Here is a 14394-nt window from a genome sequence, read left to right as displayed (position 1 = left end):
CAGGCATGTCACCGCGCATCCTGACATTGCTGCTGTCGGTGTCGCTGGCACTGGCCGTCTTGCCCGCCGGTGCAAGTGACCGCGCCGAGACCGAGCGCCAGTACCGCGCGTGGCTGGAAGAGACGATATGGCCGCGCGCGCGGACGCGTGGCGTGTCGCGCGACACGTTCGACGCGGCCCTTTCCGGCGTGGAATTGAACTGGGACCTGCCCGGCCTCGTGCCTTCCGGCGCCGGGACGGGGCAACCCGGCCAAAGGCGTCAGGCGGAATTCGGGGCCCCCGCCTCGTATTTTGCCCCCGCCAAGCTGCGTGCCGCCACCGCGGGGGGGCGGCGCATGGCGCGCCGCCATGCCCGGCCCCTTGCCGTTGTTGAGGCCGCGACCGGCGTACCGTCACGTATCATCCTCGCGATCTGGGGCCGCGAGAGCGGGTACGGCCGCGCCGCCCTGCCCCATGACGCGTTCGAGGTGCTGGGCACCAAGGCCTTCTTGAGCACCCGCAGACCGTATTTCACCAAGGAACTGATCGCGGCGCTGCGCATCGTGGAGCAGGGCCATGTCCCAGCCGCGGCCATGAAAAGCAGTTGGGCGGGCGCGCTCGGTCAGCCCCAGTTCATGCCCACGAGTTTCCTTGACCACGCGACGGACGGCGACGGCGACGGCCGAAGCGACATCTGGCGCTCCGAGATAGACACGATCGCCTCGATCGCCACCTACCTTGACCGCCATGGCTGGGTGGCCGGTCGCGATTGGGGCTTCGAGGTTCGCGTGCCGGACAGTGTTTCCTGCGCGTTGGAAGGACCCGACCAGGGCCGCCCGATCGCGGAATGGGCCGCGATGGGACTCACGCGGGTTTCCGGCCGCCCCTTCCCCGACCACGAGCGCGCGGGAGAGGGCTACCTGCTGATGCCCGCGGGGCGGCACGGCCCGGCCTTCGTCGTCACGCCGAACTTCTACGTGTTGAAGGACTACAACAAGAGCGACCTCTACGCGCTCTTCGTCGGGCATGTCGGGGACCGCATCGCCTTTGGCATGGGGGACTTCCGCGGCCGTTGGGGCGATGTCGGCGGAATCTCCCGCGCGGATATCGCCACCATCCAGCGCGCGCTGGTCCGGCGGGGGCACGATGTCGGCGGTGTGGACGGCCTGCCAGGTTACAAGACGCGCCGCTCCATCGGGCGCTGGCAGGCTGAAACCGGGGCGCCCCGGACCTGTTTTCCCGATGCCGGCATGGCCGATACCCTGTCGCGGTAACCCCCGGCCGGCTAGCTGTGCTCTTCGCGGGACACCGCGGCCAACGCTCGGTTGTAGGTCTTGAGCGCGTCGACGTGAAACAGCGCCCCCTGCAATCTTGGCGGCTTGCCCTCGCCGACGAGACTGACGACCGGGATATACGGGACACCGGCACGCTCGAACACCGGCATGGCCGCCTCCAGCGTGCTCTGCCCGTCGATATAGACACCCTCCGCGATAAGGTCCCAGCATCGGTCCTCCGGCGCGGCGCGGGCGTGGTCCGGCGCGCGCATCACCTTGCTGACGCGATACATCGACAGCAGGTAAGCCTGCGGACCGGCCGCCACCCTGACGCCCCGCCGTTCCAGCTGCGTGAGAAAGAACGAGCGCCGCACGAGATTGGACCCGAGCGCCGTGGACATCGATACCGCCACCATGACCGCAAGCCCGGTCTGCCAGTCACCGGTGAGCTCGAAAACGATCAGAGTGGTCGAGATCGGGGCCCCCAGAACCGCGGCCGCCACGGCCCCCATCCCGGCAAGGGCATAGAGCGTGTGCGAGCCCGACACCTCGGGGAATATCCCGGTCGCCACCAGACCGAAGGCTACCCCGGTCAGCGCCCCCACCATCAGCGAGGGCGAGAACACCCCGCCCCCCATGCGCCCGCCGAGCGTGACCGCCACCGCCGCCACCTTGACCACGGCGAACACGACCGCCTCGTGCAGAATCAGCTGACCGGTTAGTGCGAGCGAGGTCGTTTCATATCCCACGCCGATGATATGGGGGAACCATATCGCCAGCCCGCCAAGCAGCGCACCCGCCACCGCCGGGCGCAGCCACCGCGGCAGGCGGGTGCGCATCTGCACGTAAGAGGCCATGTCCTCGGCGAACAGGATCGCGTGCATGAGCACCGTGGCCACCAGTCCGCAGATCACCCCCAGAAGCAGGAAGGCCGGCAGCTCGACATAGAATTCCAGCGCGCTCGCCACCGGAAGCGCGAACTCCGTCACGTCCCCGAATTCCAGCCGGTTGATCACCGTTCCTGCGACCGAGGCGATCACGATGGGCGCGAAAGCGTGCAGCGCGAAATGCCGCAGCACCACCTCCAGCGCGAAAAGCGCCCCGGCGATCGGCGCGTTGAAAGAGGCCGAAACCGCCGCCGCCACGGCGCAGCCAAGCAGGTCGCGCCCGGTGACCCCATCGGCGTTGATCCTGTTGCTGACCCATGACGAGATGACGGCAGCCATGTGCACGACAGGGCCCTCGCGCCCGCTGGACCCGCCCGTTCCAAGCGTGATGATCGACGCGGCCACCGATGCAAGCCCCTCGCGCCCCTCCACGCGTCCCTCGTCAAGGGCCGCGCCCTCGATCACGTCGGCGACCGAGCGCACGCGCGCGTCCGGGGTGAAGCGGTGCAGGATCAGCCCCACGACAAGCCCGCCCATGATGGGCACCACGAGCACCCAGTACCATGGCAGAAGCTCCGCGGCGCTGTGCACGTGCGCCATGTCCTCGGCCGCGTAGACAAAGGTCTGCAAGGCCGTGATCGCCTTGCGGAAAAGAAGCGCGGCGAACCCCGCGGCGATGCCGATCACCAGCGCGATCAGCCAGAACTGGAACTGGCTGGGCCCCTTGTCGTGCAGAACCTGCCAGCCCCGGCGCACCGCCGCCCCGGCCGCGGTGGCCTTCTGGGCAAGGAAAGGCCGCAGCGACAGCGTCATGCGGCACGCCCGTCCCGCGCCGCACCCGCTTTCACAGCCGGACAGCTTCGCATATGGTCGGCGCAAGAACAGCTTGGGGATCCCGGCATGCCTATCCAGAGTGCGATCAGCGAATTGTCTTCCCTTCTAGGACAACGCCTGACCTGCTCCAAGTCCGATCTCGACCTGCACGGCCGGTCCGAGACGCACTTTCCCCTCACCCCGCCCGACGCGGTGGCCTATCCCGAAACCACCGACGATGTGGCCCGCATCGTCTCGGTCTGCGCGCGGCATGGCTGCCCGGTCGTGGGCTGGGGGACCGGCACCTCGCTCGAGGGACAGGCCCAGGCGGTGCAGGGCGGCGTCAGCGTGGATTTCACCCGCATGAACCGCGTGCTCGAGGTGGCACAGGCCGACATGCATGCCCGCGTCCAGCCCGGCGTCACGCGCCAGTCCCTCAACGAGGAGCTGCGCGCCACCGGGCTGTTCTTCCCGGTCGATCCGGGGGCCAACGCCTCGCTCGGCGGGATGGCCGCCACCCGCGCGTCTGGCACGACGGCGGTGCGCTACGGCACCATGCGCGACAACGTGATGGCGCTCGAGGTCGTGACCGCGACGGGAGAGGTGATCCGTACCGGCAGCGCGGCGCGCAAGACCTCGGCCGGCTACGACCTGACCGGTCTTTTCGTGGGTTCGGAGGGCACGCTGGGGCTCGTGACCGAGCTCACCCTGCGGCTTCAGGGCATACCCGAGGCGATCTCGGCGGCGGTCTGCGGCTTCGACACCGTCGAGTCCGCGGTGAACTGCGTGATCGACACCATCCAGATGGGTCTGCCAATGGCCCGGATCGAACTCGTGGACACCGACAGCGTCAGGGCGGTCAACGCCTACGCCGACACCGCGCTGCCGGAACGGCCGCACCTGCTGCTGGAATTCCACGGCTCCGAGGCGGGTGTGGCAGAGCAGGCCGAAACCTTCGGCATGATCGCACGGGATCACGGCGGATCCGGCTTCGACTGGGCCCGCAAGCCCGAGGACCGCACCGCCCTGTGGACCATGCGGCACAACGCCTACCACGCCATCCTCGCGGCCCGGCCGGGTCACCGCGCCGTGGTGACGGATATCTGCGTTCCCATCTCCCGCCTCGCCGAGGCGATCGAGAGATGCCGCGCCGACCTCGCCCGGGCGGGTATCCACGGGCCGATCCTTGGCCATGTCGGCGACGGCAACTTCCATGCCGTCCTGATGTTCGACCCCGCCGACACGGCCGAGAAGGAGCGGGTGCTCGCCGCCTCGGACCGGCTGGTAGACCTGGCGCTCTCCCTCGGCGGCACCGCGACCGGCGAACATGGCATCGGCATTGGCAAGCTGGGCTACATGGCGCGCGAACACGGCCCGGCCTGGGCGATGATGGGCACGCTCAAGCAGGCGCTCGACCCCGCCGGCATACTGAATCCCGGCAAGCTGATCCCCCCGCCGGGCTGAGCCTGCCGCGACGGGCCGGCGAGCGGCCCGGCCTCCTGCTTCTTCTTGGGAAAAATACCCCGGGGGTCTGGGGGCAGCGCCCCCAGGGCCTGCGTGGCCCGAACGCGTTACCGGACTGCGCGCCGCAGGCGCACCGGCCGGAAACCAGTGCGGCCTAGCCCGCCATCAGCTTTTCGGCCGCAGCGCGTGCCTCGGGCGTGACCGTGTCGCCGGACAGCATCCGCGCGATCTCGTCCACCCGCTCGGCACCGGACAGGGGCATCACGGTCGACAGCGTCTGCGCACCCTCCACCCGCTTGGCCACCTGCCAGTGATGCGCGGCCTTGGCCGCCACCTGTGGCGAATGGGTGACGACCAGCACCTGACCCTGCTCGGCGAGTTGCGCCAGACGCCGCCCGACCGCATCGGCGGTCGCCCCGCCTACCCCGCGGTCGATCTCGTCGAATATCATCGTCAGGCCGCTGTCATCACCCGTCAGGCAGACCTTGAGCGCCAGCAGGAAACGGCTGAGCTCGCCGCCCGACGCGATCTTGTTGAGGGGCCCTGCCGGCGCGCCGGGGTTCGTGGCCACCGTGAACGTCACGCCATCTTGCCCGTCGGGGCCCGGATCGGCCTGTTCCAGGCGGGTTTCGAACACGGCGCGCTCCATCTTCAGCGGGGCCAGTTCGGCTTCCATCGCCGCGTCCAGCCGCAGGGCGGCCGCGCGCCGGGCCTGCGTGAGCGCGTCTGCCGCCTGCCTGTAGGCCGCATCGGCCGCCTCTGCCTCGTCCTGCAGCCTGGCGATATCCGTCTCGCCCTGGTCCACCGCGTCGAGCCGCGCGCGCAGCTCCCCGGCAAGATCGGTCAACTCGTCCGGCATGACGCCGTGCTTGCGCGCCATTGCCCTCAGCGCGAAGAGACGTTCCTCGGTCTCTTCCAGCTCGGCAGGGTCGAAGGTGAGCGCGTCAAGGAAACGCGCCACGCCCGAGGCGGCTTCGTCCAGTTCCACGAGGGCCCGGCTGATGGCGGCGATCGGCTCGTCCAGCGCCCCTTCGGCGCGGTCGGCGACACCCTCCAGCCATCGCATCGCGTCACCGGCCGCACCCTCGGCGCCCTGCGGGCCGAGTGCCGCCTGCGCCTTGCCGATATCCTCGCGGATCCGCTCGGCGCCCTGCATCATGCGGCGGCGGCGGTCCAGCTCCTCCTCCTCGCCGGGTTCGGGGGACAGCTGGTCCAGCTCCGTCACGGCGTGGCGCAGGAATTCCTCGTCGGCGCGGGCCTGCTCCAGCGCGGCGCGGGCCGCCTCGAGCCGGTCAAGCGCGCCGCGCCTGTCACGCCACGCGGCGCGCACGGCCGAACGCTCGCCCGCGAGACCGCCGAAATCATCAAGCAGGGCGCGGTGCCCGCGCGGGTTGAGCAAGCCGCGGTCGTCCTGTTGCCCGTGAAGTTCCACGAGGCTTTCCGAAAGCTGGCGCAGCACCTCGCCCGAGCAGCGGCGGTCATTCACATAGGCCGTCTTGCGCCCGTCGCGCGCATTGACCCGGCGTAGCAAGAGCGCGTCATCCTCCGGCAATCCCGCCTCTGCCAGCACGGCGCGGGCCGGGTGGCCCGGCGCAAGATCGAACTCGGCCGTCACCTCGCCCTGCGCGGCCCCCTGCCGAACCAGATCCGCGCGCCCGCGCCATCCCAGCACGAAGCCGAGCGCATCGAGCAGGATGGATTTGCCCGCGCCCGTTTCCCCGGTCAGGACGTTGAGTCCGGGCTGGAATGCCAGCTCGAGGCGGTCGATGATCAGGATGTCGCGGATATCAAGCGCGCGCAGCATCAGCTCTACCCGGCGGGCCGGGACGCCGCGGCGCCCCGCCACCCGTTCCTACAGCCACCGGCCCTGGATCATCTGCCGGTAGACCTGGCGTAGCCAGTTGTCACCCGCCGCCTCGACGGTCAGCCCCTGCCCGGTCAATAGCGAATAGCTGTCCTCGTACCATTCCGTGCCCTGGAAATTGTACCCCAGTATCGCACCCGCGGTCCGCGCCTCGTCGGTCAGCCCGAGCGAAAGGTATGCCTCCACCAGCCTGTGCAGCGCCTCGGCGGTATGGGTCGTGGTCTGGAAATCCTCGACCACGACGCGGAACCGGTTGATGGCGGCGGTGTAGTGCTTGCGCTTGAGGTAGTAACGGCCCACCTCCATTTCCTTGGACGCAAGGTGATCGAACGCAAGATCGAACTTGAGCGAGGCCGACTTGGCGTATTCGCTTTCGGGGTAACGCTCGATCACCTCTCGCAGGGCCTGCAACGCTTCGAAGGTAAGCTTCTGGTCCCGGCCAACCTCATCGATCTGGTCGTAATAACTCAGCGCAAGCAGATACTGGGCATAGGCGGCATCCTCGTCGGTCGGGTAGAACTCGATGAACCGCTTCGCCGCGGAGCGGCTGTTCTCGTAATCCTTGGCCTCGTGATAGGCATAGGCCTGCATGATGACGGCGCGTTTGGCCCATTCGGAATAGGGATAGAGACGCTCCACCTCGGCAAAGACATCGGCGGCCAGCTCGGGGTTGTTGCGGGCCATGTCGTATTCGCCGCGCTCGTAGATCTGCTTGGCCGTGTAGTTCTCGTAGTTGACATCGCCGCGTTCCACGACGTCCGCGCCGCCACAGCCCGACAGCGCAAGGCTGGCGACCAGAACGCAGGCCAATGCTGCACGCGATCCCACCGTTTTCATGCTATAACTCACCCAGTCCGATCATGTCCGGACATGCGCCCGGCGCTCGCGCTCGGTCCTAGCACATAAATCCGGCTAGCAAAATCACTTTGCCCGCATCGCGCAGGCTCAGGCGACCTCGGGGATTTCACCGGCGTGAACGCCCGCCCCCGGCAGGCGCGCGGCGGTTTCGAGATCGCACTCGACCCACTCCACCGCCTCGGCATCCGAGAACAGCGCGCAAAGCAGGTCGTTGGTCAGCGCGTGGCCTGCGCGCACGCCCTGGTAATGACCAAGGATCGGCGCACCGGCCAGTCCGAGATCGCCCAGGGCATCAAGCATCTTGTGCCGCACCGGCTCATCGGCGTGGCGCAACCCGCCGGGGCAGATCACCCTGTCCCCGTCGAAAACGACGGCGTTCTCGCCCGGGCTGCCGCCCTGCGCGAGGCCGTTGGCAAGCATCGCCTCGACGTCGGATTGCCGGCAGAAGGTGCGGCTGGTGCTGAGCTCGCGCACGAAGCTGCCGTTGGACATATTCAGCGACTTTTTCTGCTGCCCGATGGCGGCATCCTCGAAATCGATGCTGAACTCGATCAGCAGTGTCTGGTGCGGCAGAAGCCGGGCAACGGCGTCGCCGCGGCGCACCTCTACCGGCTTGCGGACGCGCAGGGCCGTGACCGGCGCATCCGACACGCGCAACCCGCGCGACAGGATGCCCCGTACGAACACCGACGCGCTGCCGTCGAGGATCGGCACTTCGGGTCCCTCGACCTCCACCAGAGCGTTATGCAGCCCGCACCCGACCATGGCGGCCATGACATGCTCGACCGTCGATATCTCGATGTCGTGACGGTTTACCAGCCGCGTGCAGAGAGCGGATTGTCTGACGTTATCCCAACGGGCCGGAATGTCGCCCGTCCCCACGCGGCAGTCTGTCCGCCGGAACACGATGCCCGTATCCGGACCGGCTGGGCGGATGGTCAGCCGTGACGCGTGGCCGGAATGAAGCCCGACACCCTCGAACGAAACAGGGGATTTGATCGTGTTTTGCAAAACGGACCTCTTCCCGGCAGACACCGACACATCGTTCTGTGCAGCGGTCTAATCGGGCATCAAGAAAGACACAATTCAATCTTTGCAACGTCCTGAAACATCGCCGCCCCGGTCTTGGCGGGTTCCCGCTCATGCGGCAAGTTCGCGACACAAGCATCTGGTTTCCCAAATAAAAAGGGCCGCATCAAGCGGCCCTTTGGACACCGGATTCACCCCGTCGTCAGTTCGCCTGGCGGCGCAGGAAGGCGGGGATCTCGATCTGTTCGTCCTCTTCCTCGTAGTCGTCCTGCGTCACCTGCTGTGCCTGCACGGGCGGCTGTTGACGGCTCGGCCGGGGGGCGGATTTCTGGCCCTCGCCGGCGGCGCCCGTCATGCGGTTGATCAGCGAGTTGATGCCGAAGCGCGATTTCTCGGCGCCGTGGTGATCGTCCTGCCGCGACGCGGGCGCGGCGCGACCGCTACGGCCGACTGCAGCTTCGAGCCGCGCCATGGCATCCGGCGACGGCTCGCCCAGGGCAGGCGCCCGCGGCGCGACATACGTCTCGCGCGGGTCTTCCGTGTCGGGTTCGGGGGGCGTCATGTGCGCCGGCTCATCGCGCGCGGGCTGATAGGCGGGCGGCGGCAGCCCGTCGTCATCTTCGGACACGGCCACCGCGTCCTCCTCGCCGGCAAAGATGTCCTCCATCTGCTCTTGCGCCGCGGCACTCTGGGCATCGAAACCGTTAAAAAGCGCGGGCTGGGATTCAGCCTGTGCGGCCGCCGGCTGCGGAGACGCCTCGGGCTCGGTGGCCGCGGCCGGGAATTCCGTGACGGAGACATCGTCATCGCCAGCGGTCACCTCTTCCTGCGCCGGCTTGAGCGGCTCGGCGAGCGAGCGGCGCGGCACCGGTATGTCCGCGTGTGAATTCGACGCGTCGATTCCGGTGGCCACCACGCTCACGCGCATGGTCCCCTCCATACCCGAATCCAGCGTGCTGCCGACGATGATGTTTGCGTCCGGGTCCACCTCTTCGCGGATGCGGTTGGCGGCCTCGTCCAGCTCGAAAAGTGTCAGGTCATGCCCGCCGGTCACGTTGATCAGCACGCCGCGCGCGCCGTTGAGGCTGATCTCGTCCAGCAGCGGGTTGGCGATGGCCTTCTCGGCGGCCTGCACCGCGCGATCCTCGCCGCTGTCCTCGCCGGTGCCCATCATGGCCTTGCCCATCTCGTCCATCACCGCGCGCACGTCGGCGAAATCGAGGTTGATCAGCCCCGGCCGCACCATCAGGTCCGTCACGCCCTTGACGCCCTGATACAGCACGTCGTCGGCCATCGAGAACGCCTCGGTAAAGGTCGTCTTCTCGTTGGCGAGACGGAACAGGTTCTGGTTGGGAATGATGATCAGGGTATCGACCACCTTTTGCAGCGCGTCCACGCCATCCTCGGCCTGCCGCATCCGCTTGCCGCCCTCGAACTGGAACGGCTTGGTCACGACGCCGACGGTCAGCACGCCCAGCTCTCGCGCGGCCTGTGCAATGATCGGCGCGGCGCCCGTGCCGGTGCCCCCGCCCATTCCGGCCGTGATGAAACACATGTGTGCCCCGGCCAGGTGATCGACGATCTGCTCGATGTTTTCCTCCGCGGCCGCGGCGCCGATGGTCGCCTTGGCGCCGGCCCCGAGCCCCTCGGTCACCTTGACGCCAAGCTGGATGCGGCTTTGCGCGTTGGACTGGCTCAGCGCCTGGGCGTCGGTGTTGGCGACGACGAAATCGACCCCGTCGAGCTGTTTCTCGATCATGTTGTTGACGGCATTGCCGCCAGCGCCACCCACACCGAAAACGGTGATCCGTGGCTTCAGCTCCTGATCCTGTCCGGGCATCGTGAGGTTCAATGTCATTGCTCTGTCCGCCTGCTGCTTGTGCCCGTATTCCCGGGCTTTTTCCGCCTATATTGGCCTGATCCTACCGATCACTGGCCTTTTCGTCACCCCAAAAACACCGCAAAACCACAAAATATGGCTGATTTTTCGCCCGGAATCGCGGGATTTCGCCGAAATGGCGACATGTTGGGTCTACCAGTTGTCCCTGAACCATTTCACCGCCCGCCGCAGCGACCGCGCCGGGTAGCGGTCGACCGGGATCTCGAAGTCCCACCATTCGTCCTGGGGATTCGCCGCGAACAGGCACATGCCCACCGCGCTGGCAAAGCCCGGGCCGGTCGCGGCCTGTGGCAGCCCGTGCACCCTCAGCGGCCGGCCAAGGCGCACCTGCTGGCCCAGTATCCGGCTTGCCAGGCCGTCCAGGCCCGGTATCTGGCTGCCGCCGCCGGTCAGCACGATCTGCTGGCTGGGCAGGTGGTTGAAGCCCGCCGCGTCCAGCCTTGCGCGCACCTCCTCTAGGATTTCCTCGATCCGCGGCCGCATGATGCCGATGAGCTCGGCGCGCGATATGCGGCGGCGGTCGTGCTCCCAGTCGCCGGTTTCGCCGCCGATCTCGATCATCTCGCGGTCGTCCATACCCGTGGCCACCGCCCCGCCGTAGAAGGTCTTGATCCGCTCCGCGACGGTCCGTGGCACCTGCAACCCCATCGAGATGTCGCCGGTGACATGCTCGCCGCCCATGCGCACGCTGTCGGCATAAATCATGTGCTTGCGGATGAAGATCGAGATCCCCGCGCACCCGCCGCCCAGGTCGATGCAGGCCGCCCCCAGTTCCTGCTCGTCCTCCACCAGCGCGGCCGTGCCGGCCACGTAGGCCGACGAGGCAAGCCCCGCCAGCTCAAGGTCGCAGCGCTTGATGCAGTGGGCGAGGTTCTGCGCCGCCGCGGCATCGATCGTCAGCATGTGCATGTCGGTGGAGAGCGTCTGCCCGATCTGGCCCCGCGGGTCGATCAGGCCGGAGCGATGATCCAGAGCGAAATTGACCGGCTGGGCATGCAGCACCTCGCGGCCCTCGCCGTAGTCGGGCAGTTCGCAGGCGGCCAGCACCCGGCTGATGTCCTGCTCGGTCACGCTGGTCGACTCCAACTCGACCTGCCCCGCGAGACCGTAGGACCGCGGCGCAGCCCCCGAGAAGCAGGCGATGACATGATCCACGCGGATGCCCGCCATTTTCTGTGCCGCCTGCACCGCCGTGCGGATCGCGCGCTCCGTCTCGGCCATCGCCGCGACCTCGCCGAAGCGCACCCCGCGCGAGCGGGTCGTTGCCGCCCCGATCACGCGGAAGCCGGCCTGCCCGGCCATCGCCCCGATGGCGTCGCTTTCCTTCAGCCGCTCCGTTCCGTCAAAGCGCAGAACGAGGCAGGCGATCTTGGAGGTGCCCACGTCGAGCACCGCCACGACGCCCCTCTGGATCGCCGCCTTGCGCATGTTCCGCATCGCCCGCTGACTGTCGTAAAGCTCGATCATCTGTCGTCCGTCCCTGTCATCATGTCCACAAGACGCCACCATTCATCGACGGCCGCCGGGTTCATCCGCACGGTCGGCCGCGCCGGCAACCGCATGTCCACCGCCGCGATGTCGCGCTCCAGAAGGTCATGCACGTCGTCCAGAACGATCACGCGTTCCAGCGCGCGCACCGGGCGGCGCTCTGGCAACAGGATGCGCCTGTCGCGGTCGAGCACCACATCCCACCGCCGCTCGCCCATTCTCACCAGCCCGAGCACGCTGTCGCCCAAGGGCCTTGCCGCCTGCAGTATGTCCAGCGCACCCGGCACGTCCCGGTTGGCCCCGGCCCCGGCGATCACGGGCAGGTCGGAGCGCGCGGCCAGGTCGGCACCATCGGACACGACGACGCCCTCGCGGTCGACGACGCCCAGCCCCTCGTCGTTGCGCCAGATCGCCACCGGCTTGCGCTCGGTGATCGCGGCCACCATCGTGCCGCCCCGCCGAATGCGCAGGTCGGCATCCGCCACTGCCGGCAACGCCGCGATCTGAGCGCGCAGATCGTCAATGTCGATGTCGAAGGAACTGGTCGGCAACTCGAAGGGGAATATCTCGCGGATCCGTGCCTCGACCGGCGCGCTGGCGCCCTCGACGGCCAGAAGACGCACCATGAACTCCGGCCGGGTCTCGATCCTGTGGCGCAGATCGGTAAGCGCCATGACAAGCTTTTCCTGCCGCGCGTCATCGGCCAGATACGCCGTACCCGCCGCGAGTGCCAGCCCGAACGGCACCCCGATGCGCATCAGCCTGCGGAAAAGGGGGGTCAGAAGCAGCCGCTGCAAACGGTAAGCCAGGCGCGAGGGCGCGGGATCGGGACGCCGGTCTACCTGTTGCATGAGGCGTCCTCCACCAGACGGCGGCACAGTTCCGGGAACGGGATGCCGACGGCGCGGGCCTGTTCGGGGCTGAGCGAGGTGGGCGTCATGCCGGGCTGGGTGTTGGTTTCCAGCAGAACCAGGCCATCCAGCCCGCGCGCCTCGTCCCACCGGAAATCGGTCCGCGACAGTCCGCGACACCCCAGAACCCGGTGCGCGCGCAGGGCGTAGTCCATGCAGGCGTCGAAAATCTCGCGCGGCACGTCCGCAGGCACCACGTGGCGCGAACCACCGGTGTCGTACTTGGCCTGATAGTCGTACCAGCCCTCGGTGATGATGTCCGTGACGGTCAGCGCCGTGTCCCCCAGCACCGAAACCGTCAGTTCGCGCCCGGCCGCGTATTGCTCCACCATCACCTCGGCGGGCATGTCACGGGACAGTTGCGGCGGCCCGTTGGCGTCCTGCTGCACGATGTAGATACCCACCGACGAGCCCTCGTTATTGGGCTTGACCACGTAGGGCGGCGGCATCACGTGGCGGGCGCGGACATCGTCGGCAGGGGCGATGAGGCTCTCGACAACGGGCAGGCCGGCGGCCACGTACGCGGCCTTGGTCTTTTGCTTGTCCATGGCCAGCGCCGAGGACAGCACGCCGGAATGGGTGTAGGGGATCTGCATCCATTCCAGCAAACCCTGCACGCAGCCATCCTCGCCCCAACGGCCGTGCAGCGCGTTGAAGACAACCCGCGGCGCCATGTCCGAAAGATGTTGTGCAAGATCGCGGCCGGCGTCTATCTCCGCGACCTCGTATCCCGCGTCCCGCAAGGCGGCGGCGCATTCGCGCCCGGTCGACAGCGACACTTCGCGCTCGGCCGACGGGCCGCCCATGATCACCGCCACGTTGGGGGGTTGTCTGCCCGACTGACCCACCGTTGTGCCTCAGATATCCAGGGCCGTTTTCCGACCCATTGTTCTTTGCCCGGCTCTCAGGAGCCTTCAGGGGACGGTTCGCCGACCCTCATGATTTCCCAATGTAACTCTATTCCGCTTTCTTGGAAAACCCTTTTTCGCACCTGCTCGCCCAGCCCTTCGAGGTCCGCGGCCGTGGCGGTGCCGGTATTGACGAGGAAGTTGGCGTGCTTCTCGCTCATCTGCGCGCCGCCGCGGCGCGCGCCGCGCAGCCCCGCGGCATCGATGACCTTCCACGCCTTGAGGTCGTGCACGTCGTCGTCCCGGCCGGTACTGGAAAACCCCGCGGGGTTGCGAAAGGTCGATCCGGCGCTGCGCGCCCTGGTGGGCTGTGTCGCGTCGCGCTTGCTCAACTGCGCGGCCATCCGCGCCTGCAGCGCGTCGGGGTCGCCCGCGGGCCCCTCGAAGGTCGCCCGGGTGATCACCCATCCATCGGGCAGATCGGTCTGGCGGTAACGAAAGTTCAGATCGTCCGCCGTCAGGGTGACGATTTCGCCGGACCGGGTGACCGCCTGCGCCTCCACGAACACGTCCGCGGTGTAGATGCCGTAACAGCCCGCGTTCATCCGCACCGCCCCGCCCACGGCGCCGGGGATCGTGCGCAGGAAGGTCAGGTCGATGCCGGCCTCCGCCGCCCTGCGGGCCACATGCGCGTCGAGCGCGGCGGCCCCGGCCGTGACCCTCCGGCCGGATATCTCGATCGCGTTGAAACCGCGTCCCAGCCGGACAACGACTGCGCGCAGCCCCCCGTCACGCACGATGAGGTTGGAGCCCACGCCCATCGGGAACACCGGTATGGCCGGGTCGAGCTTCCGCAGGAACTGCGCGAGATCCCCGGTGTCCGCGGGCTGGAACAGCCAGTCCGCGGGCCCGCCCACGCGAAGCCATGTGAGATCGGACAGCGGTTTGCCGGCGGTCAGGCGGCCACGGGGCGTCGGAAGATCGGTCATGACCGTCTGCTACTGACGCCGCGCACCGGCCGCAAGCCCCGCGACCGCCCTGCCGTGCCTTTCTCCCGCGCCGGCAGCCCGAAACGCCCC

11 protein-coding genes are annotated in these 14394 nt (G+C 68.2%); 2 read left to right on the top strand and 9 right to left on the bottom strand.

The window, feature by feature from the left end; all coding sequences use genetic code 11:
- Positions 1-5 precede the first annotated feature (5 nt).
- Positions 6-1253, top strand: coding sequence for a lytic murein transglycosylase (locus tag ACH13J_RS05400; RefSeq protein WP_397542285.1), 1248 nt, complete (start codon positions 6-8; stop codon positions 1251-1253).
- Between the two features lie 11 nt (positions 1254-1264).
- On the opposite strand, the gene ACH13J_RS05395 is transcribed toward ACH13J_RS05400, so the two are convergent.
- Positions 1265-2953 carry a chloride channel protein gene (locus ACH13J_RS05395; protein ID WP_397542284.1) on the bottom strand — a complete coding sequence of 563 codons (1689 nt, stop codon included), beginning with the start codon at positions 2951-2953 and terminating at the stop codon, positions 1265-1267.
- 87 nt (positions 2954-3040) lie between these two features.
- Between ACH13J_RS05395 and ACH13J_RS05390 the strand changes: the two genes are divergently transcribed.
- Positions 3041-4417, top strand: coding sequence for an FAD-linked oxidase C-terminal domain-containing protein (locus ACH13J_RS05390; protein WP_397542283.1), 1377 nt, complete (start codon positions 3041-3043; stop codon positions 4415-4417).
- Positions 4418-4571: 154 nt separating this feature from the next.
- On the opposite strand, the gene recN is transcribed toward ACH13J_RS05390, so the two are convergent.
- The 8 genes from recN to murB all read right to left on the bottom strand — a co-directional run bounded on the left by recN (position 4572) and on the right by murB (position 14304).
- The gene (gene recN / locus ACH13J_RS05385) at positions 4572-6221 is read right to left on the bottom strand and encodes a DNA repair protein RecN (protein ID WP_397542282.1); all 1650 of its coding nucleotides are present in this window, start codon (positions 6219-6221) and stop codon (positions 4572-4574) included.
- Between the two features lie 48 nt (positions 6222-6269).
- Positions 6270-7118, bottom strand: a complete 849-nt coding sequence (locus ACH13J_RS05380) for an outer membrane protein assembly factor BamD (protein ID WP_397542281.1) — start codon at positions 7116-7118, stop codon at positions 6270-6272.
- A gap of 108 nt (positions 7119-7226) precedes the next feature.
- Positions 7227-8150, bottom strand: a complete 924-nt coding sequence (gene lpxC, locus ACH13J_RS05375; protein ID WP_397542280.1) for a UDP-3-O-acyl-N-acetylglucosamine deacetylase — start codon at positions 8148-8150, stop codon at positions 7227-7229.
- A 220-nt stretch (positions 8151-8370) separates the two neighbouring features.
- Positions 8371-10026: a cell division protein FtsZ gene (ftsZ, locus tag ACH13J_RS05370; protein ID WP_397542279.1), complete on the bottom strand. Its 1656-nt coding sequence runs from the start codon at positions 10024-10026 to the stop codon at positions 8371-8373.
- Positions 10027-10200: 174 nt separating this feature from the next.
- The gene (gene ftsA, locus ACH13J_RS05365; RefSeq protein WP_397542278.1) at positions 10201-11535 is read right to left on the bottom strand and encodes a cell division protein FtsA; all 1335 of its coding nucleotides are present in this window, start codon (positions 11533-11535) and stop codon (positions 10201-10203) included.
- Positions 11532-12407, bottom strand: a complete 876-nt coding sequence (locus tag ACH13J_RS05360) for a cell division protein FtsQ/DivIB (RefSeq protein WP_397542277.1) — start codon at positions 12405-12407, stop codon at positions 11532-11534. The genes ftsA and ACH13J_RS05360 overlap by 4 nt, the downstream gene beginning before the upstream one ends.
- Positions 12395-13273, bottom strand: a complete 879-nt coding sequence (locus tag ACH13J_RS05355; RefSeq protein ID WP_397542303.1) for a D-alanine--D-alanine ligase — start codon at positions 13271-13273, stop codon at positions 12395-12397. The genes ACH13J_RS05360 and ACH13J_RS05355 overlap by 13 nt, the downstream gene beginning before the upstream one ends.
- 98 nt (positions 13274-13371) lie before the next feature.
- The gene (gene murB, locus ACH13J_RS05350; RefSeq protein ID WP_397542276.1) at positions 13372-14304 is read right to left on the bottom strand and encodes a UDP-N-acetylmuramate dehydrogenase; all 933 of its coding nucleotides are present in this window, start codon (positions 14302-14304) and stop codon (positions 13372-13374) included.
- Positions 14305-14394 lie beyond the last annotated feature (90 nt).

Origin of the sequence: Roseovarius salis (assembly GCF_044472985.1) — a bacterium.
GTDB lineage: Bacteria > Pseudomonadota > Alphaproteobacteria > Rhodobacterales > Rhodobacteraceae > Roseovarius > Roseovarius salis.
Note: the sequence above shows the minus strand (reverse complement) of the source record. Positions and strands in the feature narration are given on the sequence as shown.

Excerpts from the sequence above, each read along its gene's own strand:
- ACH13J_RS05400 (WP_397542285.1), top strand. The coding sequence starts at position 6 with ATGTCACCGCGCATCCTGACATTGCTGCTGTCGGTGTCGCTGGCACTG.
- ACH13J_RS05395 (WP_397542284.1), bottom strand. The coding sequence starts at position 2,953 with ATGACGCTGTCGCTGCGGCCTTTCCTTGCCCAGAAGGCCACCGCGGCC.
- ACH13J_RS05390 (WP_397542283.1), top strand. The coding sequence starts at position 3,041 with ATGCCTATCCAGAGTGCGATCAGCGAATTGTCTTCCCTTCTAGGACAA.
- recN (WP_397542282.1), bottom strand. The coding sequence starts at position 6,221 with ATGCTGCGCGCGCTTGATATCCGCGACATCCTGATCATCGACCGCCTC.
- ACH13J_RS05380 (WP_397542281.1), bottom strand. The coding sequence starts at position 7,118 with ATGAAAACGGTGGGATCGCGTGCAGCATTGGCCTGCGTTCTGGTCGCC.
- ftsZ (WP_397542279.1), bottom strand. The coding sequence starts at position 10,026 with ATGACATTGAACCTCACGATGCCCGGACAGGATCAGGAGCTGAAGCCA.
- ftsA (WP_397542278.1), bottom strand. The coding sequence starts at position 11,535 with ATGATCGAGCTTTACGACAGTCAGCGGGCGATGCGGAACATGCGCAAG.
- ACH13J_RS05360 (WP_397542277.1), bottom strand. The coding sequence starts at position 12,407 with ATGCAACAGGTAGACCGGCGTCCCGATCCCGCGCCCTCGCGCCTGGCT.
- ACH13J_RS05355 (WP_397542303.1), bottom strand. The coding sequence starts at position 13,273 with ATGGGCGGCCCGTCGGCCGAGCGCGAAGTGTCGCTGTCGACCGGGCGC.
- murB (WP_397542276.1), bottom strand. The coding sequence starts at position 14,304 with ATGACCGATCTTCCGACGCCCCGTGGCCGCCTGACCGCCGGCAAACCG.